The organism is Bacillus sp. HMA207, assembly GCF_003402455.1.
Lineage (GTDB): Bacteria > Bacillota > Bacilli > Bacillales > Bacillaceae_G > Bacillus_A > Bacillus_A cereus.
Map to the genome: position 1 here is coordinate 3,218,996 of NZ_BEZT01000001.1, position 23,758 is coordinate 3,242,753.

Here is a 23,758-nt window from a genome sequence, read left to right on the forward strand (position 1 = left end):
ACAAAGAAAAAATTCTCTTTAAGCAGAGAATTTTTTCTGTGACATCCTTTTCTTTTTTACGAAATATCTATATAAGCTGTAACAAAGTATACTCCCACCTAAAATGAATAATAAAATAGCACACGCAGCATGCATAAAGAACTCTTCTGGTAACATTAATATAATTGGATCCTTTTCAGGATCAAAAACCCAATAATCATTACTAAATAAAAGTTTATGGAATAATACAAAACTCTTTTCAAAATTAATAGCAATTGGTAACATAAGCGCTATCGGAAAAATGATTGTTAAAATCGATCCGTGCAGTAAAAACTTTTCATTTTTCTTTTTTAATAAATAAATTCCGCCTATCACTGCAATCATAATTGTCGCATACATCACATATTGAATCTTTACTAAAATATTTTTAACATCTACAAAATGAATACGGCCATTTGTGGACATATCTAATGTGGGCAAATGTAATGCTCCGTCATAAAACGGGGATAAATATGTAATAAGCACATCGTAATTTCTTTTAATTTCATCCTTCGTCATATCCGCTAAATCAGGAATATTTAAAAAATCAATTTCAAAATAATACAACCATTTTCCATACACAACTGCCGTTGTTGCGAGTGCAAAAATAGAAAATGCTATGCTATATGAAACAACTAAAGTAATCAATCGATCCAATATTTTTGTACCACTCTTATTTTTCTCCATGTTCTCCCCCTAAATGTTCTAACCATCATAAAAAAAATTGTTTTCTTTGCTCACGTAAGCAACAATAATATGTAATACATAGTACAGCAATACTTAACCAAAACGTAAAATAACCAATTTCCTCTACAAACAAATGCATAATTCCATATCGCGGCATTTGCCAAAATAAATAATCAATTGCATCGTTATGCAACGTCCACACAGCTGCTACTATAAAATGCCATTTTTTTATACGATAGAATGGAGCATATAAAAATCCTTGTATTGCCATCGCGAAGTGCGAAAGCATTAACATGTAGCCCATAAGGCCTATGGGCCCTTTTACGTAAATCATAATCGCGTTTACAACAACAGCCCAAATACCATATTTTATTAAAGTTACAATCGCTAACGCTTCTATTAATCCCCAGTTTCTCTTTGCCAAAAAAGCAATTAAAACAAAGACAAAAAAGAGAGTCGCCATAGGACTATCTGGTACAAACGGCCAAAATATAGGTGACGTTTCTTTCAATTGATTTCCGTACCATATAAATCCATAAATTGTACCTAATAAGTTAACAATTAATAAAAATAATAATACCGAGCGTTGTCTTAACATTGCATACAAGTACACCAATCCGTATGTCCAACACCTTTCAAGCAAAGTAATTCATTCACTAAATCCTACTCTATTATAACAAACTTCATCCAACTAAATAGAAAAGCTGACTACAAATTTTGTAGTCAGCTTTTTTATTATTTTTTATTATACTTTGCAACGAATTCCGAAAGCTTCTTCAGTTCCTCATCCGTACCTTTAAATACACCTTTAGGCATTGAACCTTTTCCCTCTTTCGCAATTTTAGCAATTTCTTCTGGCTTTAAAGTTAAGTTTTGCAGTGCCGGTGCTGCTGCCCCGCCTTGTAAATTGTCACCATGACATGTTAAACAAGTATTTTTTTGCATTAATTTATAGCCATCATCATTTTTATCAACTGGCGCTGTTTTTACAATTGCTCCTTGTTTTTTTGCAGCTTCCCAGTCGTGGTGTGCTACAGATTCCCAAGTTAAAAAGATAATCGATGCAATTGCTAAAAGCATAAATCCAGTTGCCACAGGACGCTTCAATGGACGTCTTTCTGGACCTCGATCAAGAAATGGAGCTAACAGTAATGCTCCAAACGCAATCCCTGGCATAATAAATGCTCCAATTACAGTAAATGAACCGGAAGCATACGAATACTTTAATAACTGATACAAGAATAAGAAATACCAATCTGGAAGTGGTATATATCCAGCATCTGTTGGGTCCGCCATTCTCTCAAGCGGCGACGGATGCGCCACTGTTAAACATAAATAACCGATTAAAAAAACTGCACCAACCATCCATTCTTTTAACAAGAAGTTCGGCCAAAATGCTTCTGTTTTCCCTGGGTATTCAGAATAGTCTTTTGGAATATTTGGTTTCCGAGCTACTGGTACCCGAGAATCTCCTACAAACTTCATCCCTTTGCCGCGATGCATAATCTCCCTCCTTTAGTTCTTTCCCCTTTAATTTAGCAATCTCTTATAGTGGACCGGAAATACCTTGTTTGCGAATCATGATGAAGTGGAAGGCCATTAAACCTAGAAGTGCTGCTGGTAAGAAGAAGACGTGAATAGCAAAGAAGCGAGTTAATGTTTGAGCGCCAACAATTTCGGAATGACCAGCGAGTAATGTTTTAATATAAGGACCAATGAGCGGTGTTTGCTCTGCAATTTGAATCCCTACTTTTGTAGCAAATAAAGCTTTCATATCCCACGGTAATAAATATCCGGTAAAACCAAGACCTAACATAACAAAGAAAATAAGAACACCAACAATCCAGTTTAACTCACGGGGCTTTTTATACGCACCTTGGAAGAAAACTCTGAGTGTATGTAAAAACATCATTACAATTACGAGACTAGCACCCCAGTGGTGCATACCACGAACAATTTGCCCATAAGCAACTTCATTTTGTAAATAGTAAACTGATTCCCAAGCATTTTTAATATCAGGCACATAATACATCGTCAAAAACATTCCAGATAAAATTTGAATTACAGTAACGAAAAAGGTAAGTCCTCCAAAGCAATAGACGAATGCAGAAAAGTGATGTGCCGGGTTTACATGTTCAGGTACTTCATGATCAGCGATATCACGCCATATTGGTGTAATATCTAATCTTTCATCCACCCAATCATAAATTTTATTTAACATCTACTTTGCACCCCCTCTTGGCTTCGCTTTTCCTAGATACAGCGTTCCATCTTTCACTTTAGACTCGTACACATCAAGCGGAGCAAGGGGTGGCGTACCTTTAATGTTAATCCCATCTTTTGTATAACGACCCCCGTGACATGGGCAAAAGAATTGATTCGGATGTGCTTTGTCCGAATTCCAGTTAACTGTACATCCTAAATGTTTACATACTGGAGAGAACGCAACAATGTCTCCGCTTTCATCTTTATGAACCCAAGCTGATTTTGGTTCTTCAGACTTGTACCAACCATCAACCTGCTTCACTTTAAAATCGAAACGCTTCGGCTCTGTTGTAATATCCTTTACTTGCGCAACAGCAACCATATCTGTTCCCGCTTCTTTTCTTAACACCGGATCAAGCGCAAATCGCGTCATCGGCATTAAAATACCAGCAGCCATAAAGCCTCCTACCCCTGTGAGTGTGTAATTTAAAAATTGTCTTCTTGACACGCGATGTTCTTTCTCGCTCACGAAAATTTCCCCCCTCTATCAGAAATTGTCCCCTCGTGATAAATTATATAAAAAATAAAAACTAGGACACTATCATGATATAATACGCTCATGCACAGGTCAATATCATACTACTCATAATAATAGGAACTTTCTGTTTATTATGAGTTTCCCCATTTCTCTTCCAGCATCACCATTATATTTTTTATATGTGCATGAATAACTTCTCTTTTTGCTTGATCACTAAATTGTTCTAATGCTAATGAAGGAAACCAAAACAAATCTCCCTGTAACTCTTGCATATCCTCTTTCCATGAAAAATCACTTGTAACATAAGCAATATGCTTAAAACCTTCACTTCGTAAATGATTTGTCCATTCTTGCAAACGACCTTTTTCATTCTTTTGACTTTCTACCAAATACGTAAACGCAGGCAGTAAAAGCACTCTTCCTTTATACTCTCTTTCCAATTCCGTGCTCAACAATTCGATAAATTCACCTTGTTCTACAACCATTTTCATTTCTTTTGCTGCCGAAATTGATAACAGCGGTATTACTCCTGTATCAACATACTCTCTTGCTTGCTCAAACTGTTCCACATCTTTTACAATCCACTTCAAATTCCTTCCCTCCTTCACTTACAAATGACAGAACTTTCACTTTATATATATTAAACCATACTAAAAGAGGTAAAAAAAGAAAAACTACCCAATATAGGTAGTTTTTCTTGATGAAAGTCTGAAATTTGTAAAAATTTATTAATCCAAATAAATTCTATAAAGTTTTTAACTCTGCCGTTAATCTATGAAACGCTTCCTTATCTTGCTTATCTAACGCTTCATCAATTTGTTTCAAAAGGCGTTCTCTCCTAAACGAAAATACACTTTCTTCCAAAAACCTTTCTGCAAGTAAACGATCTTTTTCATTTACTTCAATATGCTTTGGTAGATATGGGTTTTCTTCTAATACAGCTACATAATTCGCATTTTGAAACGATGATTTAAAGTTGAGTTGAATATAAATATCCTCATCTCGATTTAAACGAATATCATGAAACGATTTTTCAGCATCTGTTGTCATAACATTTTGTTTAAAAAAGTGAAACGGTGTGTCTTTCACACAATTCGCTGACATCACTAAGCCACGCGGACAATATTTTGCATGCTCTACGAAGTGGACTTTATGCATCAATTGGTCGTGACTCATTAAATAATTCAGAATCCATACACATTCACGCTGTTTCAGTTGGTAATTATTCAAAAACCATTTTACAAAATCCTTCTTCTCGTTTACAGAAACAGGGGTATTCATAGCAATTAAGTCCCTCCTCTGTCTTTCTCTTTTCTTTTTAGATTCAAGAAGCGGCATTCAGTTTCCTTCCAACTTATGAAAAATCCTCTAAATTATATAACAACTCTTCAATATGAATTTGTGTCGGGTCTAGTTGTAATAACTGGGTAAATACTTCTTTCGCCTCTTTTCGTTTTCCTTCTTCCAATAAGAAATAACCGTACTCTTCTAAGAAGTCTGGATGATTCTTAAAAGAAGTATATGCACTTTCATAGTGTTTTAATGCATCCGAATACATTTCTAATTGTTTTTTTGCATACGCAAGATCCCAAAGTAGTTGTGTATCTGGTTCTCCACTATCAATAGCACGCTCTACAATTGCAATTAACTCTTCGTACTTTTCTTGTTCTTTTAAGATATATGCATATTTTAATGTTGCACCTAAATGCCCTGGATCTAACTCAAGCGCTTTTTGAAGAACTTCCTCTGCTTCTACTATTTTTCCTAATTTCGCCGCAATGTTCGCTAACTCTACATAAAATGGAACTGAAAGCTCATCTACTTTAATTCCTTCATGAAGCGTTTCATAGCTTTCTTGAAGCATTCCTTCTTTTTCATAGCTTTTCGCTAAATACATGTACAGTGATGCGTACTCAGGGTCTAATTCTTTTAGTTCTTGCCAAGCACCGATTGCTCTCTGATATTCTTCACCTTGGTATAATGTGAAGGCATATCCAAATAATGAGTGAATATCTTTTTGTTCCTCTAGGCCTGCTTCATAATAAGAAATCGCTTCTTCCCAGTTTCCGATCGCGCTTAACGTTTCTGCGAGGCGAAGTGCGATCACAACCCCACCCATTACTTTATGTTCCGCTAATAGCGATTCATAATAAGTAATTGCCTTTTGTTCTTCACCTTTACTACTATATAATTCTGCTAACCCAAACGTAATAACAGGTTCATCAGGCATCATTTCTTTCGCCTTTAATAGTTTTTGCTCTGCTACATCATCAAAACCTTGCATTTGGAATAAATCTGCAACAAGTAATAACGATTGAACATATAAATCGTCATTTTCTGGAATATCATGAAGCACTTCAATCGCTTCATCTTCTTTATCTAGATCAATATATAATTCTGCTAAAAATACAGTGAATTCACTTTCTTCTGGATACAGTAAACGTAAGTCTTCAGTAATTGCTAATGCCTCATCTGTAAATCCAAGTGTATGATAGTAACGAGCGATATCATACTTCTCTTCATCATTCGCAATTTTTAATTGTTCTTTTAATAATTGTAATCCTTTTTCCGCTTCACCATTTTCAATATATGAAACAGCTTGTTCAAACTTTTGCATAAACGTCTCCTTTAATTCTAAAAAATATTCTCTTCTGTTCATTTATCATAAGCAACTCACTGTTAGAACGCAACCTTTAGAATGAGCATGCTTCTTCTTATACTTCTTCCTACAGAGTAGTTAATTGTTCAAAAGGTTCGGATATGACACCGATACCTTATCATCATCTTCTATTGTACCGCTTTCTTTTATGACCGTGCAAATAACTTCTCTCACTAATTATCAAGCCATACAAACCGTGGTTTACAGAATAACTTAATTAGCAGTCTTCAACCTTTATTTTGAATGCGATAAAAAAGGCTCCTATAATAGGAGCCTTCACAATCTCTTAAGAATATGTTTCTTCTTTCTGTACTTGCTCATTTACAAGCTCTTTCAGTAACTCTATAATTTCATCATTTTCTTCCTTCAAACCGACAGTAATACGAATACCATCATCGATACCAAATGCAGCACCAGAACGAACGATATATCCTTTTTTCATTAATCGTTCGAAAGCTTCATTACCTGGTATACCGAGTTTTAAGAAAATGAAATTTGTTTGAGATGGATAATAGAATACGTTATATTCTTTACAAAATGCATAATACTGATTTAAACCTTCAGCATTCTTTTGCACACAATCTTGTAAAAAGGCTTGATCTTCTAATGCAGCAAGTGCTACAGATTGGGCTACAGTTGATGTATTGAATGGTAACCTAGCTACTTCTAGCTGTCCGATTAACTTCGCATCCCCAATCGCATATCCGATACGAAAAGCAGCTAAACCATATGCTTTTGAAAACGTGCGTAAAACCATAAGATTTTCATACTTTTCAAGAAGTGGTAATGTTTGCGGATAGTCTTCTGCTTCCGCGTATTCATAATATGCTTCGTCCATAATAACGAGAGCCGACTTAGGAACTGATTCTAAAAATGAAAGTAATTTTTGTTTCTCAACATATGTACCTGTTGGATTATTCGGATTACAAATCCATACAATTTTCGTTTTCTCATCTACTTGCTCTAGCATTGCATCTAAATCGTGAATACCATCTTTAAGTGATACTTCACGAACTTCTGCTCCTTCAATAACAGCATGGTGATGATATTGTGAAAACGTAGGATTCGCCATTACAACGTTTGTTCCTTCATGTAGTAACGCTCGGCTAATCATTTGAATGACTTCATCTAATCCACTACCAAATAGTAGTTGTTCTGCTTTTACACCTAAATGTTCCGCTACTTTTGTCCGAAGTTCAAAGGCATATCCATCTGGATAAAGGGCATATTGGCTCGCTAAAGAAGTTAATGCTTCTGTCACACGTGCTGAGCAACCGAATGGATTTTCATTGGATGCTAATTTCACAATTTTTGATAAACCATATTCTCTTTTTACTTCTTCAATGTTTTTCCCAGGCACATACGCTCTCAAAGTTAACAATTGCTCTTTCACTCTCATTTTTCTTCCCCCAGTCATTTCATTCAATTTGATTACAATACGGTTATAGCCCCTTACTGTAATCTTTTGTCATAACCATCACTATTACGAGAATACCTCTAAATGAGCACTTCACAGCACTTCGCTATCATTTTAAACCATATCTTTTTGAAATGCCTCTAACGCAATATGAACAGTCTCATCTGAAATAGATACGACATTCACTACCCCATATTCCTGCATAAGCACCATATGAATTGCTCCTGCATTTGCTTTCTTATCTTGTTTCATCAATTGAACGAGGCGCTCTACATTCAAATCTCTTGGCATTTTTGGATAGCCGTATTTCAAGAACCACTGCTTCATATCTTCATAAGCAAGATCAACCTTGTACACTTGCTCACTTAAAAATATGGCGAATAACATTCCAACCGCTACACCGTCACCGTGAGTAATATTTCCATACCCTAGCTCTTTTTCAAGAGCATGTCCTAACGTATGTCCAAAGTTCAAATGAGCACGTACACCCTTCTCTGTTTCATCTTGTGACACAACATTTGCCTTTACAGGAATCGCCTTCGTTAATATATGGATTAACTTCTCATCATGAAGATCCGCTAATGTTTGCACTTCTTCTTTTAACCAATGGTATAGCTCCACATCACCGATAAGAGCATGCTTTATCACCTCTGCATAACCTGAACGCCACTCTTTTTCAGGAAGAGACTGTAAAAAAGGTGTATGATATACAACTGCTTCTGGCTGATGGAATGCACCAATCATATTTTTACCTAACGGATGGTTAATCGCTACTTTCCCACCCACTGCGCTATCGTGCGCTAATAAAGTTGTCGGAACCTGCACAAAGCGAATACCACGCATAAACGATGCAGCAACAAAACCAGCTAAATCTCCAATCATTCCGCCTCCAAGTGCAAGAATTAAAGAATTTCTATCTAATTTATTTTCAAGAGCTGACGTATGAGCCGCATAGAAATTTTCGAAAGACTTCTCTTTTTCGCCACTTGGTACAACAAACGAAAACACGTGCTGCTCTACTTGTAATGCATCGATAACTGTCTGTAAATGTAGTGATGCAACAGTTTCATCTGAAATGATCATTACGTTAGATACCGCTGGCTGCATATTTTGAACGATCGTTGTTAAGTTTGACAACACTTCTTTACCAACATGTACATCATATTCTTTTGATTTCGTTTGAATATGTATGTTTCCCATTAAAATCCCCTCGCATATTCATTATGTTTCTCAATATTTTCACGAATTAGTTCCATACGATCTAATCCGAATTGTTCTATTAAAGCTGTCGCTAATTCCCAAGCCACAACCGCTTCTGCAACGACACTAGCTGCTGGCACTGCACAACTATCTGAACGTTCAATGCTCGCTGTAAAAGGCTCTTTCGTATCAATATCTACACTTTGAAGAGGTTTATAAAGTGTAGGTATCGGTTTCATCACACCGCGCACAACAATTGGCATTCCAGTCGTCATACCGCCTTCTAATCCCCCTGCATTATTTGTTCTTCGTGTATATCCATGCTCCTCATTCCACAGAATTTCATCATGAACTTCACTTCCTGGTCTATGCGCTGCTTCAAAACCAATTCCAATTTCGACACCTTTAAAAGCATTAATACTCATAATTGCAGCTGCTAATTTCGCATCCAGTTTTCGATCATAATGCACGTAGCTACCTACTCCAATTGGCATCCCTTCCACAATTACTTCAACGATTCCACCAATTGAATCACCATTTGCTTTCGCATCATCAATCGCTTTCATCATTTGGTTACCAGCTTCGTCATCTAAGCAACGTACAGGAGATGCTTCGGTAATACTCTTTAATTCTTCAATTGAACTATACGTAATCTCCTTAGCTTGTACACCGCCAATTTCAATTACATGGCCCGCTACTTTAATACCAAGTTCTGCTAACACCTTTTTAGCAACCGCACCAGCAGCAACACGCACCGTCGTTTCGCGCGCTGACGAACGTTCCAGTACATTCCTCATATCTCTATGACCATATTTAATCGCACCATTTAAATCAGCATGCCCAGGCCTTGGTTTTGTCACTTTCCTTTTCATCTCTTTTTCTTCTTGCTCAGTTAAAGGCTCCGCCCCCATAATTTTTGTCCAGTGTGCAAAATCACGATTTTCAACAACAAGTGCAATAGGGGAACCTAATGTTTCTCCATGTCTAACACCACTTAAAATTTGCACTTGATCCGTTTCAATTTGCATGCGTCTACCGCGCCCATATCCCTTTTGCCTTCTAGCTAACTCTTCGTTTATATCATCTGCTACTAAAGACAATCCTGCCGGAACACCTTCTATAATCGTTGTAAGTTGTGGACCATGAGATTCACCAGCTGTAATATATCGCATACGTTATTCCTCTTTTCGTATATGTATTTATCTCACTATATTAACTTTTATCATTCTAAAAATATTAAAGAAATTATATCATAAATCGACCATTTTCTTATTCTATATTTCCGATAGTCCTAATTTAAATATCAACATATCATAACAGTTCAAACTTCGTAACTAACTGAAAATAAAAAAGTGCAAGAAGAATACCCCTATTCTCCTTGCACTTTTTACTATTATCACAGTGATTAAAGCGTTTACAAATTATTTCAAAATAATTAGTAAATCCATTCATTCATTAATTTTGAGTAGTCAACTAATTCTTCTTCTTTAAAGAAAATAGCAATCTCGCGCTCTGCGCTTTCTAAAGAATCAGAACCATGGATAATGTTTTTCGCAACAGTTACACCGAAATCTCCACGAATTGTTCCAGGAGCTGCTTCATGTGGTCTTGTTTTCCCCATCATGTTACGAGCTGTATCTACTACACCTTCACCTTGCCATACCATTGCGAATACAGGTCCAGATGTAATAAAGTCTACTAACTCACCAAAGAAAGGTTTTTCCTTATGCTCAGCGTAGTGTTGTCCAGCAATTTCTGGAGTGACTTGCATTAATTTTGCACCAACTAATTGAAAGCCTTTTTTCTCAAAACGAGCTACAATTTCCCCAATGAAGGCACGTTGTACACCGTCTGGTTTTACCATTAGAAATGTTTTTTCCATAAAAAATCTCTCCACTTCTGAATTATGTATGTAATTGTATATCCCCACACACATATTATCACCCTTATCACAATTGTGCAATAGTTTTGAAATAGAGAGATTATTTTATTTTTTAGAATAAACCTTAAAATTTTCGTTTTCCAATATACTTTGCAACATTTTGTAATGCGTACTTTGCTTTTCCACGTGGGAGTGGTTTTATTATTTCTAAAGCTTTATGTAAATAACGTTCACTAAACGCAAATGCTTGATCAATTGCTGTACTATTTTTTACAGCATCAATAATTTCTTGCATTTCACTTGCTGTTGAATTTTCATGTACAGATGTGATTTTCTGACGAAGTACGGGATCTTCCATCGCATATAAAGCAGGAAGTGTAATATTCCCTTGTAGTAAATCTCCACCAGCAGGTTTTCCAAGTTTCTCTTCTGTAGAAACGAAGTCTAAAATGTCATCAATAATTTGATAAGACATTCCTACAAAATACCCATACCAAAATAGACGATTTACCGTATCACGATTAGCACCAGCAGCAATCGCTCCCAATTGACAACTCGCGGCAATTAATAATGCTGTTTTTCGCTTTATTCTTCTTAAATACGTTCTTAAATTTTGGTCATAATTGTATTTATCTTTAATTTGTTCAATTTCACCTTTACAGACTTCTAAAATAGTATGTGATAACGCTTGATGTGCCTCTGGAATTTCGATATTGGTTATACATTCAAGAGACTTAGCGAACAGATAGTCCCCTGTATACATCGCAATACGATCTCCCCATTTCGCATTCACAGTCGCACTGCCGCGTCGTAAAAATGCAGCATCAATAACATCATCGTGAACAAGAGAAGCCATATGAATAAGTTCTAACGCAACAGCAACATGCTTAATCGCATCTAACTTATAATCTCCAAATTTCCCTGCAAGCAACACAAATACAGGACGAATTCGTTTCCCACCAGCTTCAATAAGCTGTAATGCTGCCTCTTCTACTAATGGCTGTTCAGAAGCGACTGTCTTTTTTAATTCTTTTTCTATCACATTAATATCCGATCGTAAAAAAGAGTACATAAGTTGTAACTTCATATTGTTCACCTTAACCTAAAACTTCTTTTTTCTATTTTGATTCTGGTTTAATACCTAAATGCATTGCTGCTACCCCAAAAGTAAATGGTTTCACTTGCACACGTTCAAGTCCAGCTTGCTCAAACATTTGAGCCAATTCTTTCATCCCTGGGAACGTACTAGCAGATTCTTGAAGCCATGAATATTCTTTATAACTTTTCGCAAACATCTTTCCAAATAATGGCATGATATATTTAAAGTATAAAATATACCCTTGTCGAAAACCAATCATTGTTGGTTGAGATGTTTCTAAACAGATTACTTTTCCACCTGGTTTTACTACACGCGTCATTTCTTTTAATACGTGCGTATAATCCGGTACGTTACGTAAACCAAACCCAATCGTCACATAATCAAACGTATTATCTTCAAACGGAAGTTCCATTGCATTCCCATGTAGAAGTTCTACTTGTTTTAATTGTAACGCCTCTACCTTTTGCTTACCGACAGATAACATATTTTCACTGAAGTCTAAGCCAACAACCTTTCCTTGCTCACCTACGGCTCCAGCTAGCGCAATTGTCCAATCTGCGGTTCCACAGCATACATCAAGCGCTTGACTGCCTGGTTGTACATCCATAATTCGCATCGTTTCTTTCCGCCACGCTTTATGTCTTTGAAAACTAATTACAGAATTCATCACATCGTATTTATCAGAAATCTTTTCAAATACGTCATGTACTCTTTCTTCTTTTGATTGTTGCATGCTCGTACCTTCTTCCAATGTAAAATTGCTTATGTCTTCTATTTATTCCTTAACACAGAATTTATTTCATTTATGTCTGTGTGATTTTCTAAAAATTGTTTTTCTTTCTTTCTCAATTCCTTCATCCAACCATTAATCACTACTTCTGCTTTATCCCCTAAAGCATCTTGCATAGCTTGAAAAACAGGTGAATGTTGCTTATCAGCATACAATTGAATTTCTTTTTGAAGGCGATTTCCACCTAATACGTATGTGATAAATGGCTTCCAATGTGATAACTGAAAATGATCACATGTTTTTTGAAGGAGCGCAGACTCAATCGTTACTATGCTTTTCATTATGTCATCCGTCGTTTCATGCGCTTTTTGGTATAACATAATTTTGTGTTCATTTATCTCTTTAATTCCTTCAGCAAGTGCACGAATTAAAACAATATCACGATTCATAGACAATAAATAATAATATAGTCCACTATAGTAATCGCCTGCAAGTACTGTTAATTGACGACATTTATGGAATCCAATCTCTTCCTCGCCTGCTTTATTTGATACCCTTTCATGCGTATCAAGCGCAATTTGTACAAGCATAATTGTTACTACGTAATGCTCAATTTGTTCTATATGTAAGTTTGCACTCTTTAAAGCACCATATAACAATGCTATCTTTTCTTCATCAATAAATGGTTCTTCAATATAGTTTATAAAATAAGGATGGCGTAATTTCTCCATCAATTTTTCTTTTATACCCGCATACCCTCCGTAGATGTCACACACAAAAAATCACCCTTGTTTTCTAATTCATAAAACTTATTATAACACATACACTCTATTTTCTATAACCAAAACTTGGCTACACCTACCATTCATGTAAGCAATCTTTCTAATCTCACTCTGTCTAGTTAAAACTATATCATTTATTTACTAAAAAAAAAAAAGAAAAGCAGTTTCCCGCTTTTCTTTACTTCGTTTTAATAAACGATAAAATTTCACTGCGCGCTGCAGCATCATTTTCAAGCACACCACGCACTGCTGTCGTTACTGTTTTCGCACCTGGTTTTTTCACACCACGCATCGTCATACACATATGTTCTGCTTCTACTACTACCATTACACCATGAGGCTCTAGTACTTCCATAATAGAGTTCGCTACTGTTGATGTAATACGTTCTTGCAGTTGTGGGCGACGTGCAATTGTATCTACGGTACGAGCTAATTTACTTAACCCTGTTACCTTTCCACCTTGCGGAATATATGCAACGTGAGCAACTCCATAGAATGGTACTAAATGATGCTCACACATCGAATAAAATGGTATATCTTTTACTAGTACAAGCTCTTCGTGATCTTCTCCGAATACTTTATGCAAATGCTCTTTCGGATTTTCATGCATACCTGAGAACACTTCTGCGTACATTTTTGCAACACGCTTTGGTGTATCAAGTACTCCCTCACGATTTGGGTCATCCCCAATCGCCTCTAAAATAAGGCGTACTGCATGTTCAATTTGTTCTAAATTAACTTTTGCCATCCGCTAGCCCTCCCGAAAACCTAAAAGTGATACGAACACATTCTAGCATATTTATGTTTTTAAAAGCAAAAAGAAGAGTTCCCAAAAAGGAAACTCTTCTTCCCTGTTAATATGTAAGGATTATTTAACCGCATCTTTTAACGCTTTACCAGGTTTGAATGCAGGTACTTTACTTGCAGCGATTTCAATCTCCTCACCTGTTTGTGGGTTACGACCTTTACGAGCCGCACGCTCACGAACTTCGAAGTTACCGAATCCGATCAGTTGTACTTTATCACCTTGTTTTAAAGCTTCTAAGATAGAATCAAAAACAGCGTCTACTGCTTTTGTTGCGTCCTTTTTAGAAAGGGAACTTGCTTCTGCAACAGCATTGATTAAATCTGTCTTGTTCATGCCATTCACCTCCTCCCAAAGATAAGACTGTATAATGATCATAAAATGAGTCTTACTTTCATTTGTAGGCAATTTTTGCAAATTCTATACTACAAAGATGTAGATAAATCATTATCAACGCCTATATTATACGATTCTCCTTTATAATTCAATATTTTTAAGGAAATTGTTACTCTTAAAATGTGAAAATCTGATGAAACTTGACAATTTACAACAATGTATTAGATAATGACTGTTTATTTTTCTATTTTATAATAAAAAAAAACAAAAAATCCCTCTACAATGAGAGGGATTTTTTCTTATAGTATAATCGCAATTAATCCGCCAGATCCTTCATTAATAATTCTTTCTAGCGTTTCTTTTAATTTATATCTAGCATTTTCTGGCATTAAAGATAATTTCGCCTGAATTCCTTCTCGAACAATCGAGCTAAGTGAACGTCCAAATATATCAGAATTCCAAATTGATAACGGGTCATCTTCAAAATCTTGCATTAAATAACGAACTAATTCTTCACTTTGCTTTTCAGTACCAATAATCGGCTCAAACGTTGACTCTACATCTACTTTAATCATATGAATAGATGGCGCTACCGCTTTTAACTTCACACCAAACCTTGAACCGTGACGAATAATTTCTGGCTCATCTAAGCTCATATCCGCTAATGCAGGTGCTGCTACACCATATCCTGTTTGCTTAACCATACGCAGTGCATCCGCCACTTGATCGTACTCTATTTTCGCATGAGATAAATCGAGCATAAGCTTTAATAAATGATCTTTCCCTCGAATTTCTACTCCTACTACTTCTTTTAAAATCTGATCATATAATTCATCTGGCGCATATAAATCAATCTCCGCCACACCTTGCCCCATATCAATGCCAGCTAGGCTCGCTCGATCAATAAATTCATATTGACTAAACTGCCAAACAACGCGATCCACATCACGAAGACGTTTTATATCCTTCACAGTTTCTTGAACTGCTTCTTGATAACTTTGACGCAACCAATGCCCTTCATTTAGCACCATTACCCAACTCGGAAGGTTCACATTCACTTCTAATACAGGGAATTCAAATAGCGCTTCACGAAGTACATTATATACATCTGTTTCTCTTAAACTCTCCACACTCATTGCAATAACCGGGATATCATATTCTTCTGATAAACTTTGGCGTAATTGCTCTGTATCTGGATGATACGGCTGTACCGTATTAATTATCATAATGAAAGGTTTTCCTACTTCTTTCAACTCATTTACAACGCGTTCTTCTGCCTCTATATAATCTCTTCTTGGAATTTCACCAATTGTTCCATCTGTTGTAATTACAACACCAATTGTTGAATGTTCTTGAATTACTTTACGCGTGCCGATTTCTGCAGCTTCATGGAATGGAATAGGTTCTTCATACCAAGGGGTATTAATCATACGCGGGCCATTCTCATCTTCATAGCCCTTCGCTCCAGGAACCGTATATCCAACACAATCTACTAATCGAATATTCACTTCAAGTCCTTCATCTACTTCGATAGAAACCGCTTGGTTTGGAACAAACTTCGGTTCCGTCGTCATAATTGTACGACCAGCAGCACTTTGAGGCAATTCATCCTGCGCTCTTTGACGGTCAGACTCATTCTCAATATTTGGAATAACTACGAGTTCCATAAATTTTTTAATGAATGTTGATTTCCCTGTTCGAACAGCTCCTACAACTCCAAAATAAATATCACCGCCTGTTCGTTCTGCAATATCTTTAAAAATATCTACCTTTTCCAAGTGATTCCCTCCCTCAAAATTTTTGGGAATAATTCCGCGTTTATAGTCAACTAATACCTTCTCTAACGTTGCCTATAATATCTGATATAATATAATGGTATTCTAGAAGTTCGGACAATATATCATATAATTTTGTCCAATTTCATATGACTATTAAAAAATATCTTTTGTTTGCATCGTAAGTTGTATAACATAAAAAACCTTTCTTCTAGAACTTATTCACTAAAAGAAAGGTTCATGACTTATCATTTTAAAAAAATTGGTTCTCCGTCCTTTACTGTGTACGGTAAAGAATAAGCTGGTACAAACGGGGAACCTTTCGAAAGTATATTTCGAATATCTTCTCCCTCTGTAAACTGCCCTTCATTTTTTTTCAAAGCGTCATATAAGTCGATTCTATAATCAACAAAAACTTCTCCTTTTTCATTAATTACAAAAGGAAGTCCTTTACCAGAATATGGACTTGTCACTTGTGGCACATCTTTATATCCTAGTTTTTTGAAATCCAATTCATATACACCATCTGAAATTACTTTTTTAAAAGGTGGATATTGATGTTCATCACGATACATCCTAAGCTTTAAAGATAGTTCCTGAATTTGTTCAGCCATCCTAACATCAATTAACTTTACTGTCGGATTTGTTTCAACGTCTATTAATACGTATTGATATACTCCTCCACTTTCATACGCATTCCCTGGCGCTTCTTGTATGTAACGCGGGGCAATCTGTTGAAAATCGATTGGATACTTTTGATAAATAGGTGTACTCATATCCCTCGTCTTAATTGGCAATATCCCATCATTTTGCTCCTTAAATGTCACAACAGCTTTTTGAACAACCTGTAGCTGATCTTCATAAGGAACCGCATTTTGCTTCATATTTTCTTTCGGATACAGACACCCCGTTAAAAGGCTCATACAACAAAATATTAAAATAATATGGAATTTTTTCACTAGCATCACCTTTTCATACTAATCTAATTTGCTCCGTATGTAGTATTTTCGAGACCATTCCATTTACTGCTGTACAGGTCCACTAAATACAACAAGAAAAATAACAATTCCTGACACAATCATAAGGGTGTACGCTACTAACGCTGTAATCCCTTTCAAAAATTTATTCTTTATTCTATGTCTACTTAATAAAATAAAACTTACTGCAAAAAACATAAATCCAATTGCCCCTAAAGCCAACCACATTTTCATAAGCCCTTCTGACATATACACACCCCTTTTTATTAATCTATTTTTATACTATTTTAACAAATTAAAATCTTTAAACAAATACAAAAAGAACATTTTACTACAAATCGCGAGTATGTAACTTTAATCAATAGGTTTTCCAGCATTTCTCACCAATCTAGGCAAAAATAAAACCGAAGCGATTGTATCTCTCGCTTCGGTTGACCAAATATGCCCAAAAACAGCTCTATTCCCATTCTTTCATGGCTATCATATGCAATCTCCAAACTCTTTGTTTCTCATAATTTATTTTTTAAACATTTTGCTTAACGAGCCAAAATCTGTTGGCATATTATTATTAATAATCGCTTTTACAATTTGATCCTCTTGCTCTTTCGGCACTTCACGTCCCGCCATAAGAGCCACTTGATGAATTAATTGACGAAGTACAGTTTCATCACGTAAATTCGCATTTTGCACGGATGATGCTAATTTAAAAATATCCTCTTTATTTACTTTCGCTTCCTTCTCAATATTATTAAAAATATTATTATCCATTCTTTTCACCCTCTCCTCAAGTTACTCTTCATCCTATGCAAAAATGAAAAAATGGTGAAAAGACCCAAAAAATAAAAAAGCGACAGAAGTACAAATGTACTTCTGTCGCTTTTCTTTACAGTAAATCAGGTATAGCTTCCACTTCATGTTTTCGAACACGTCCCATCAATGAGCCTACTGCATCTTTTACGTTATTCCCATTGAACAGCACGTCATATAAAGCAGCTGTAATCGGCATTTCAACTTCCATTTTCTCTGCCAATTCATGAGCAGCTTTCGTTGTTCTTACACCTTCCACAACCATACCCATGCTTTCTAACACTTCTTCTAAAGAGTGTCCTTTTCCAAGCATATTTCCAGCGCGCCAATTTCGGCTATGAACACTTGTACAAGTTACAATTAAGTCTCCCATACCAGTTAGACCAGCAAACGTTAACGGATTCCCGCCCATTTTTCTTCCTAAACGAGCAATCTCTGTTAAACCACGTGTCATCAATGCCGCCTTTGCATTATCACCTAATCCAAGACCATCAGTTATACCAGCAGCTAATGCGATAATATTTTTTAACGCACCACCAAGTTCAACTCCAACGATATCTGGATTTGTGTATACACGAAAATAACTATTCATAAATAAATCTTGTACTTCCTCAGCCGCTTCCATACGCTTTGCTGCAGACGTAACTGTTGTCGCTTGTCGTAAACCGACTTCTTCAGCATGACTCGGTCCAGACAGTACAACAACATCTTTAATTAAGTGCTCTGGAATTTCTTCCTCAATCACTTCCGAAATACGTTTTGACGTACCAGGTTCAATTCCTTTGCTCGCATGAATCCAAGTAATTGGTTCAGTAACAATTTCTTTCATCTCTTGTAATACATCTCTGTACGCTTTCGTTGGTACTACTAGCAGTACTGTATTTACATCTACTAATGCTTCTTCTAAAGAAGAGTAGGCTACGATTGTGCTTGGCAATGTAATGCCTGGGAGATATCGACTATTCTCATGTTTCGTATTAATTTCATCCATAAGTTCTGGGCGATTTCCCCAAATACGTACATCATGTCCATTGTCAGCTAATACCATCGCTAACGCTGTTCCCCAGCTACCTGCTCCTACTACTGTGATTTTTGTCATAAAATCACATCCTCTCCATTAGTCTCTTGCTCTAGCGATAATGTGAATCGGCGTTCCTACGAAGCCAAATGATTCACGTAAGCGATTCTTTAAGAAACGCTCATATGAGAAGTGCAATAATTCTGGATCGTTTACAAACACAACAAATGTCGGTGGTTTTACCGCAACTTGTGTTGCATAGAAAATTTTCAGACGGCTACCATTATGAGTTGGCGTCGGATTCATCGCTACCGCATCCATAATTACATCGTTTAATACGTTCGTTTGAATACGGATACTATGACTTTCATTTACCTCATCGATAACCGGTATTAATGTTTGTGTACGTTTTCTCGTTTTTGCAGATAAGAACACAATTGGTGCGTATTCTAAGAATTGGAAATGAGCACGGATATTTTCTTCAAATGCTTTCATTGTTTTTTCGTCTTTTTTCACTGCATCCCATTTATTTACAACGATAACAACAGCTCGCCCTGAATCATGAGCATATCCAGCGATTTTTTTATCTTGCTCAATAATTCCTTCTTCACCATCTAAAACGACTAAAACAACGTCAGAACGTTCAATCGCTCTTAGCGCACGAAGTACACTATATTTTTCTGTACTTTCATACACTTTTCCTTTTTTACGCATACCAGCTGTATCAATAATTACATAATCTTTTCCATCTTTACTATATGGTGTATCGACAGCATCACGAGTTGTTCCTGCTACATTACTAACAATTACACGCTCTTGACCAAGAAGAGCATTTACAAGTGATGATTTCCCTACGTTTGGACGTCCAATTAAAGAGAAACGAATTGTGTCTTCATCATATCCGTCTTCTTCAATCTTTGGAAAATGTTGTGCAGCTTCGTCTAGTAAGTCACCTAACCCTAATCCGTGTGTACCTGAAATTGGGAATGGTTCGCCAAATCCTAATGCATAAAAGTCATAAATGTCACTGCGCATTTCCGGATTGTCCACTTTATTTACTGCAAGTACAACCGGTTTATTTGAACGATATAAAATTTTTGCAACTTCTTCATCAGCTGCTGTTACACCGTCACGACCGTTTGTCATAAAAATGATAACATCCGCTTCATCAATTGCTACTTCAGCTTGTTGACGAATTTGTGTCAAAAACGGCTCGTCTCCAATATCAATTCCGCCCGTATCAATAATGTTAAATTCATGATTTAACCATTCTCCAGCGCTATAAATACGATCGCGCGTTACACCTGGAATATCTTCTACGATTGAAACTCTTTCTCCAACAATTCTATTGAAAATAGTAGATTTCCCTACGTTCGGGCGACCTACTATCGCTATTACTGGTTTCGGCATATACTTTCATCCTTTCAACTTGCTTCTGTTTATTATGTAAAAAACCCTTCTTTGTGCAAGAAGGGATTTGCATTCCAGAATATTTCTCAACGTATCAAAACACCTCACATTATAACACACGTTGCTAATGTTTCACAATAATATATACATTCTCTTGTAAGCGATGTGCAATACCATCTAAAATTGCTTCTAAATTATTTGCAACAAATTCTAGTTCCTCCGTCGATTCGCAAACGAATAAAGGAGCACCACCTGCAAATTTTTCTGGAGTCGTTGTTATAACTGCCAGAATAACACTTTCTAACATCATCTCTTATCTCCCCTTCCTTTTGGGGCTTCCGATGACATATGGACAGCACTTTCTAACGTTGGTACATTTCCTATGACACCTATCGCTTTCTCTGCATCTTGATCTTGCGGCAGGACAAAAATCCCAACCCTGCCATCCTCTAAATCACGCTTTGCTAACGGTACAAGCGCTGGTGTACCAGAATCTCTATAAATCCCTAACGCTACTGAAACATCGTGTAAAATAGCTTGTCGTTGCCCTAAATTTGAGATTGTAACCATCGCATCAATTGATTTCGGCTTTAAAATAAAACCCATACCATATTTCATAATTTCTTCTTGTCTTGCTGGCAATCCAATATTCATAATGTAAATATTGTCAATATAAAGCCCTGCTCCTTCAAAACGAAGCGGAACGTGCTCAATTTCAACAAGATCATGTAGCCTTTTACCAGACATTAATTTTTTCGCGATAAAAAATGCGATTATAGCCATAATTACTCCTGCAATCCATGAACGGAATCCTATATACGCAAACGTCGTTGCAAACGACGTTAACATTGCCAAATAGTTGCGACTTTCAAAAACCAATGCAATTCCTTCAATGTATGTATTTCCACGCGGTACGAGCTCATACCCATCTAATTGTTGAAGCGTATTTCTTTCCATATTACGTACATCACGAAATTGTGTCGCTGCTAATGTAAGAAATGTAATGGCAGAAAAATCTTTTTTCAAAATAGACGGGATTGCAATCGCTCCTAAAGCAGCTGCAATTAACCCCATTGCAATATGAATAATTTTCCCATGTAGCCTCGTCGGATATTGCCGCGTATCCGTCCGAAGCATTAGCACCCTTGTAACTGTCCCCGCTATTACGCCGCATAAAATGGCTGGTGTATATTCAGTCATGTATTACCCTCGCCTTTCTTTTACGTGTTTTTCTCTTAAACCGTTCCATGTATACTGATGCTTTTGCAATCCAAAACAATATTGCCATGAATAATGTAGAAATGGCGACGATATCAAAAAATGCTAAACTACCGTAATCATATGGAAAATTCAATTTCCTAAAAATAAATGTCACTAGCAGCTCTCCTTGTAACATCCCTACATATAGAGAACATAATCGTAATATGCGATCCCCATGCAATAACACCGATGCATACACAAGAGCACTACTTAGCAGAAACACTCTATCCACCACAATCCAAATCGGATCATATATTTCTAACAGATGAAAACTTGTATATAACATTACAATAATAAGTGCCGAAAGTAAGCTATACACTTTTTTCCAGACAGAATATAGCGTGATCCCTATAAAAGAAATAATACAAAGTAAAAGAGCATTTACTGATACCACGAATGAGGCAATCGTTACATGTAACGGAGAGCAAATTATAAAAATCAGTATACAAGCGCCTAACTTCCACCGGATAGGGTCCTTTTTCATAAAAAAGGTTACAATGATCCACCCTATCCAAGCTACAAAATAAAAAGTACTTCCATCCATCAACTTCACCTCCTATGTTTTCCATTATGGGAACTTTTTATGAAAGTTAATCCACTTTATTTACGCATAGTTTTTTCTTATAACAGCAACACTTTTAACAAGGAGGTGTTATTCATTATGGGTAAAGATCGCCAAGAACGAAAACTACGAGAATCACGCCGCGTTGAATCCGATCGTGATCAATCACTACAATATCCAGGTGCAACTGGACTTGATACACCAGAACAGGCTCGAAAACAAAACCAGCACTAATTAATACAAAAAGACGGTTTCTATATTGTACGAAACCGTCTTTTACATAATCAGTTTAATGATTTCTATTTATATTGAAATAATATTTCGCGCACTATATCCTCCCATTACTTCTTTTTACCTTCACCTATTCCCATTAAAAATTAAGTTCTCTCCAGTAATTCGACAACACACCACCTACATTTTTCAACCCTTTTTCAATTACAATTTTTACGAAATGATATTTTTATATAATACTAATTCCATTCTCCACTTTATATTACGAAAAAGAATAGAACAAAAAAAATCAACCGAATGGTTGATTTTTTATCTCCTACTATAATGCGCAGTATCAATACCACGCTGCATTAACCAATGATATGTTTCACCCTTTACAACAAGAGGTACAGATTGCAACTCTTCTATCGTCTTCGCACCAAGAGCTGTCATTATAAATTTCAAATCTGTATGTAGAAGCTCAATTTCATCTACTAACTTCTCGATACCATCTTGCATTAAAATACGTAAAAAATAACCAGCAAACGCAGTTGTATTCGCCCCTAATGCGATTGCTTTCGCTACGTCAAGCGCTGTTTGTATACCCCCAGATGCAATAAAAGAGAGGTTATTATTTGTAGAGGTTGCTTCAATAATCGAGGTTGCTGTTTGTATGCCCCAGTTATTAAAATAAGAAAGCATTCGCTGTCTTCTTTCGTTTTCAACAGCAGCAAAATTCGTACCACCTTGCCCACCAATATCAATTGCTGTTACACCTACGTTCACTAACTGTTGCATTGTTTCCTTACTCATCCCAAATCCAACTTCTTTTACAATGATAGGAACTTTACTATTTAAAACAATTTTCTCAATGCGCTGAAGTACTCCAGTAAAATCACGGTCTCCTTCTGGCATCGTTAACTCTTGTATGACATTTAAATGAATTTGTAATGCATTCGCTTCAATCATATCAACGGCGCGCTCTGCCTGCTCGATAGTTGCCTCACTACCTAAATTAGCAAAGAAAATACCATTTGGGTTTACCTTTCTAATCACCTTATAAGAAGCAGCTTCACTTTCATCTTTTAACGCCGCCATTTGCGAACCTACAGCCATAGCAAGGTTATGATGTTTCGCTACATATGCTAATTGCTCATTAATATGTAACGTTTTCTCTCCTCCACCACCAGTCATCGCATTGATAAAAATCGGCGAACTTAGTGAAAGTTCGCCGATTTTTGTTTCACATGTTATTGTGTCATAATTTGAATTTGGCAAGCTTTGATGCACAAAATCAATATCATGAAAGCCATGCGTACGAGACTGACCAGTAGAAAGAGCGTATTCAATATGATCTAATTTACGTTTTGCCCTTACCACT

28 protein-coding genes are annotated in these 23,758 nt (G+C 36.3%); 1 reads left to right on the forward strand and 27 read right to left on the reverse strand.

Features of this window, described 5'->3' with window-relative positions:
* Nucleotides 1–18: 18 nt before the first annotated feature.
* The 26 genes from HMAS_RS16570 to HMAS_RS16695 form a co-directional block, all read right to left on the reverse strand.
* Nucleotides 19–705: a TIGR01906 family membrane protein gene (locus tag HMAS_RS16570; protein ID WP_000414377.1), complete on the reverse strand. Its 687-nt coding sequence runs from the start codon at nt 703–705 to the stop codon at nt 19–21.
* Between the two features lie 25 nt (nt 706–730).
* Nucleotides 731–1,321, reverse strand: a complete 591-nt coding sequence (locus HMAS_RS16575) for a DUF1405 domain-containing protein (RefSeq protein ID WP_116344925.1) — start codon at nt 1,319–1,321, stop codon at nt 731–733.
* A 119-nt stretch (nt 1,322–1,440) separates the two neighbouring features.
* A complete protein-coding gene (gene qcrC, locus HMAS_RS16580) occupies nt 1,441–2,208 on the reverse strand; it encodes a menaquinol-cytochrome c reductase cytochrome b/c subunit (RefSeq protein ID WP_000554603.1) in 768 nt (255 codons plus the stop codon).
* Nucleotides 2,209–2,251: 43 nt separating this feature from the next.
* Entirely contained in the window at nt 2,252–2,926 is a 675-nt protein-coding gene (qcrB, locus tag HMAS_RS16585) for a menaquinol-cytochrome c reductase cytochrome b subunit (protein ID WP_000932700.1), read from the reverse strand.
* Nucleotides 2,927–3,439, reverse strand: coding sequence for a menaquinol-cytochrome c reductase iron-sulfur subunit (gene qcrA, locus HMAS_RS16590; protein ID WP_001290418.1), 513 nt, complete (start codon nt 3,437–3,439; stop codon nt 2,927–2,929).
* A 140-nt stretch (nt 3,440–3,579) separates the two neighbouring features.
* Nucleotides 3,580–4,038 carry a YpiF family protein gene (locus HMAS_RS16595; protein ID WP_000871313.1) on the reverse strand — a complete coding sequence of 153 codons (459 nt, stop codon included), beginning with the start codon at nt 4,036–4,038 and terminating at the stop codon, nt 3,580–3,582.
* A gap of 154 nt (nt 4,039–4,192) precedes the next feature.
* On the reverse strand, nt 4,193–4,729 hold the full coding sequence (locus HMAS_RS16600; protein WP_001095925.1) for a ReoY family proteolytic degradation factor: 537 nt from the start codon (nt 4,727–4,729) through the stop codon (nt 4,193–4,195).
* Nucleotides 4,730–4,802: 73 nt separating this feature from the next.
* Nucleotides 4,803–6,065, reverse strand: a complete 1,263-nt coding sequence (locus HMAS_RS16605) for a tetratricopeptide repeat protein (RefSeq protein ID WP_001168671.1) — start codon at nt 6,063–6,065, stop codon at nt 4,803–4,805.
* A 328-nt stretch (nt 6,066–6,393) separates the two neighbouring features.
* Entirely contained in the window at nt 6,394–7,506 is a 1,113-nt protein-coding gene (hisC, locus tag HMAS_RS16610; RefSeq protein ID WP_001264023.1) for a histidinol-phosphate transaminase, read from the reverse strand.
* Nucleotides 7,507–7,638: 132 nt separating this feature from the next.
* Nucleotides 7,639–8,724, reverse strand: a complete 1,086-nt coding sequence (aroB, locus tag HMAS_RS16615; protein ID WP_116344926.1) for a 3-dehydroquinate synthase — start codon at nt 8,722–8,724, stop codon at nt 7,639–7,641.
* Entirely contained in the window at nt 8,724–9,896 is a 1,173-nt protein-coding gene (aroC, locus tag HMAS_RS16620) for a chorismate synthase (protein WP_001269384.1), read from the reverse strand. The genes aroB and aroC overlap by 1 nt, the downstream gene beginning before the upstream one ends.
* A 263-nt stretch (nt 9,897–10,159) precedes the next feature.
* Nucleotides 10,160–10,606, reverse strand: coding sequence for a nucleoside-diphosphate kinase (gene ndk / locus HMAS_RS16625; RefSeq protein WP_000415883.1), 447 nt, complete (start codon nt 10,604–10,606; stop codon nt 10,160–10,162).
* Between the two features lie 124 nt (nt 10,607–10,730).
* Nucleotides 10,731–11,693, reverse strand: a complete 963-nt coding sequence (gene hepT / locus HMAS_RS16630; RefSeq protein ID WP_000776077.1) for a heptaprenyl diphosphate synthase component II — start codon at nt 11,691–11,693, stop codon at nt 10,731–10,733.
* A gap of 31 nt (nt 11,694–11,724) precedes the next feature.
* Nucleotides 11,725–12,438 carry a 2-heptaprenyl-1,4-naphthoquinone methyltransferase gene (gene menG, locus HMAS_RS16635; RefSeq protein WP_116344927.1) on the reverse strand — a complete coding sequence of 238 codons (714 nt, stop codon included), beginning with the start codon at nt 12,436–12,438 and terminating at the stop codon, nt 11,725–11,727.
* 38 nt (nt 12,439–12,476) lie between these two features.
* Nucleotides 12,477–13,211, reverse strand: coding sequence for a heptaprenyl diphosphate synthase component 1 (locus HMAS_RS16640; protein WP_000332854.1), 735 nt, complete (start codon nt 13,209–13,211; stop codon nt 12,477–12,479).
* A 184-nt stretch (nt 13,212–13,395) separates the two neighbouring features.
* Nucleotides 13,396–13,965 carry a GTP cyclohydrolase I FolE gene (gene folE / locus HMAS_RS16645; RefSeq protein ID WP_044306988.1) on the reverse strand — a complete coding sequence of 190 codons (570 nt, stop codon included), beginning with the start codon at nt 13,963–13,965 and terminating at the stop codon, nt 13,396–13,398.
* 120 nt (nt 13,966–14,085) lie between these two features.
* Nucleotides 14,086–14,358 (reverse strand): HU family DNA-binding protein, encoded by a 273-nt coding sequence (locus HMAS_RS16650; RefSeq protein ID WP_001043860.1) that lies wholly within the window; start codon nt 14,356–14,358, stop codon nt 14,086–14,088.
* A 299-nt stretch (nt 14,359–14,657) separates the two neighbouring features.
* Complete coding sequence (gene spoIVA, locus HMAS_RS16655; RefSeq protein ID WP_000416519.1) at nt 14,658–16,136, reverse strand: stage IV sporulation protein A; 1,479 nt, start codon at nt 16,134–16,136, stop codon at nt 14,658–14,660.
* Between the two features lie 245 nt (nt 16,137–16,381).
* Complete coding sequence (locus HMAS_RS16660) at nt 16,382–17,092, reverse strand: hypothetical protein (RefSeq protein WP_000713407.1); 711 nt, start codon at nt 17,090–17,092, stop codon at nt 16,382–16,384.
* 63 nt (nt 17,093–17,155) lie between these two features.
* The gene (locus HMAS_RS16665; RefSeq protein ID WP_001289008.1) at nt 17,156–17,359 is read right to left on the reverse strand and encodes a DUF2768 domain-containing protein; all 204 of its coding nucleotides are present in this window, start codon (nt 17,357–17,359) and stop codon (nt 17,156–17,158) included.
* A gap of 267 nt (nt 17,360–17,626) precedes the next feature.
* A complete protein-coding gene (locus tag HMAS_RS16670) occupies nt 17,627–17,878 on the reverse strand; it encodes a stage VI sporulation protein F (RefSeq protein ID WP_000369754.1) in 252 nt (83 codons plus the stop codon).
* A 115-nt stretch (nt 17,879–17,993) separates the two neighbouring features.
* Nucleotides 17,994–19,016, reverse strand: coding sequence for an NAD(P)H-dependent glycerol-3-phosphate dehydrogenase (locus HMAS_RS16675; RefSeq protein WP_000161763.1), 1,023 nt, complete (start codon nt 19,014–19,016; stop codon nt 17,994–17,996).
* An 18-nt stretch (nt 19,017–19,034) separates the two neighbouring features.
* Nucleotides 19,035–20,345 carry a ribosome biogenesis GTPase Der gene (gene der, locus HMAS_RS16680; protein ID WP_001125893.1) on the reverse strand — a complete coding sequence of 437 codons (1,311 nt, stop codon included), beginning with the start codon at nt 20,343–20,345 and terminating at the stop codon, nt 19,035–19,037.
* Between the two features lie 124 nt (nt 20,346–20,469).
* Nucleotides 20,470–20,655: a capping complex subunit for YIEGIA gene (locus HMAS_RS16685; RefSeq protein ID WP_000979059.1), complete on the reverse strand. Its 186-nt coding sequence runs from the start codon at nt 20,653–20,655 to the stop codon at nt 20,470–20,472.
* Nucleotides 20,652–21,545 carry a YIEGIA family protein gene (locus HMAS_RS16690; protein ID WP_000141596.1) on the reverse strand — a complete coding sequence of 298 codons (894 nt, stop codon included), beginning with the start codon at nt 21,543–21,545 and terminating at the stop codon, nt 20,652–20,654. Before HMAS_RS16690 ends, HMAS_RS16685 begins: the two co-directional genes overlap by 4 nt.
* On the reverse strand, nt 21,538–22,149 hold the full coding sequence (locus HMAS_RS16695; RefSeq protein ID WP_116344928.1) for a YphA family membrane protein: 612 nt from the start codon (nt 22,147–22,149) through the stop codon (nt 21,538–21,540). The genes HMAS_RS16690 and HMAS_RS16695 overlap by 8 nt, the downstream gene beginning before the upstream one ends.
* 117 nt (nt 22,150–22,266) lie before the next feature.
* On the opposite strand from HMAS_RS16695, the gene HMAS_RS16700 reads away from it, so the two are divergent.
* A complete protein-coding gene (locus tag HMAS_RS16700) occupies nt 22,267–22,401 on the forward strand; it encodes a YpzI family protein (RefSeq protein ID WP_000513900.1) in 135 nt (44 codons plus the stop codon).
* A 306-nt stretch (nt 22,402–22,707) separates the two neighbouring features.
* Here the strand turns inward: HMAS_RS16700 and HMAS_RS16705 are convergent, their stop codons facing one another.
* Nucleotides 22,708–23,757 (reverse strand): type 2 isopentenyl-diphosphate Delta-isomerase, encoded by a 1,050-nt coding sequence (locus HMAS_RS16705; protein WP_000251036.1) that lies wholly within the window; start codon nt 23,755–23,757, stop codon nt 22,708–22,710.
* Nucleotide 23,758 lies beyond the last annotated feature (1 nt).